The sequence below is a fragment of the Frankia sp. AiPs1 genome (genome assembly GCF_023716945.1).
Taxonomy (GTDB): domain Bacteria; phylum Actinomycetota; class Actinomycetes; order Frankiales; family Frankiaceae; genus Frankia.
In genome coordinates, this window is sequence record NZ_JAMQQF010000850.1 from 1 (window position 1) to 1,796 (window position 1,796).

1 pseudogene is annotated in these 1,796 nt (G+C 72.2%); it reads right to left on the minus strand.

The annotated features are described in order from the left end of the window. Positions 1 to 1,649 (minus strand): annotated as a pseudogene (locus ND748_RS31265) (condensation domain-containing protein); the annotation flags it as partial. Positions 1,650 to 1,796: the final 147 nt, after the last annotated feature.

The following is a 1,796-nucleotide window of genomic DNA, read 5'->3' on the forward strand; positions in this document are numbered from 1 at the left end:
ACACCCCCACACACCACCGCCACCTCACCACCACCAGCAGCCACCACCCCATCCCACACACCCAACACCGACGAAAAACCGTCGGAACCCGACGGGGTGGCGGCACCGCTGACCTCCGCGCCACTCCATTCCGCGACCAGCTCGCGGCGCTCATCCGCCGAAAGAACGTCGAGCCGGGAAAGGGAGAGTTCCGGCTGGCTCGCGAGGCGGTCGAGCACGTCGAGGAAACGCCGCAGAATGGTCCGCGCGGCCTGCTCGGAGAACAGGTCAGGACGGTATTCCAGTTTGATGCGCAGCTCGTCCTGATCGGGCATGAGCAGGAGGGTCAGCGGATAATGCGTATAGCCGCGCGGCAGGCCGACCTCGGCAGTCAGGCCGCCGGAGCGGGCCGGGTCGAGCAGGTCGGTCGTCTCCAACGGGAACGTCTCGAACACCATGAGGGTGTCGAACAGTCGGCCGCCGCCGATGCCGGCGGCGCCCTGGATCTCGGTCAGGCCGAGGTACTGGTGGTCGAGCACCGCGATCTGAGCCTCGTGCAGCCGGCCCAGCAGGATGTCGGCGGTTTCCCCCGGCGACCACCGGACCCGGACGGGAATGGTGTTGATGAACAGGCCGACCATCGACTCCACTCCGGCGATCTCCGGTGGCCGGCCGGAGACCGTCACCCCGAAGACGACGTCGTCCGAGCCGGTGAGCCGCCCGAGCACCAGGCCCCACGCGGCGCTGAGCAGCGTGTTGACCGTGACGCCGCGCTGGCGTGCGGTCCCGGTGAGCTGCGCGGTCACCGCGGCCGGCACGACGTCGAGGACGGCGTCGGGGATGACGCCGGTCTCCCGCGCGTCGGGTCCGGCCAGCAGGGTGGGCTGGTCGACCCCCTGGAGGATCTCCGCCCAGGCGGCCCGGGACTCGGCGCGGTCCTGGCCGGCCAGCCAGGCGAGGAAGTCCCGGTAGGGCCGCGGCCGGGTGAGGGCGGCGTCCGCGTTGCCCGATGCCTGGTAGAGGGCGAGCAGGTCGCGGATGACCAGCGGGGTGGACCAGCCGTCGAGGACGAGGTGATGGGTGGTCACCACGAGCCGGTGTTCGTGGGCGCCGAGGCGGACGAGGGTGAACCGTAGCGGCGGCTGGACGTCCAGGTCGAACCGGGTGGTGCGGTCGGCCGCGAGGAACTCCTCAAGCGCGGTCGCGGCTCCCGCCTCGCTCTCGGCGGTGGGGGCCTGCGTGGTCGAGCCCTGGGCGGTGGGGGTCTGGGCGGTGGGGGTCTGGGCGGTGAGGTCGAGGACGGTGAACGCGGGTTCGACGTCGCCAAGCACGACCTGGACGGGCTCGGTTCCGTCGTCGACGAAGACGGTGCGCAGGGCCGGGTGCAGGTCGAGGAGCTCGCGGGCCGCCGTCCGCAGCCGGGTGACGTCCAGTGCTCCCCGCAGGTCGATGACCAGTTGGACGGCATAGAAGTCCACGCCGTCCGCGTCGAAGCGGGCGTGGAAGAACAGCCCCTCCTGCAGCGGGGACAGCGGCAGCACGTCGACGAGGCCGGGGTGGCGGTCCTGCCAGCGTTCGATGTCCGCCTGGGTCGCCACGATCAGGGGAAGGTCGGCGGGCGTCCACCCGCCGACGCCCCCGACCCGGGTCCCCGGGGCCGACGGATCTGCGCTGACACCGGCCTCGGCGGCCAGCACGGGCCCGGCTGATACCGCGAGCTCACCGGATGCCGCAGGCTCGCCGGATGCCGCAGGCTCGCCGGATGCCGCAGGCTCGCCGGATGCCGCAGGCTCGCCGGATGCCGCAGGCTCGCCGGA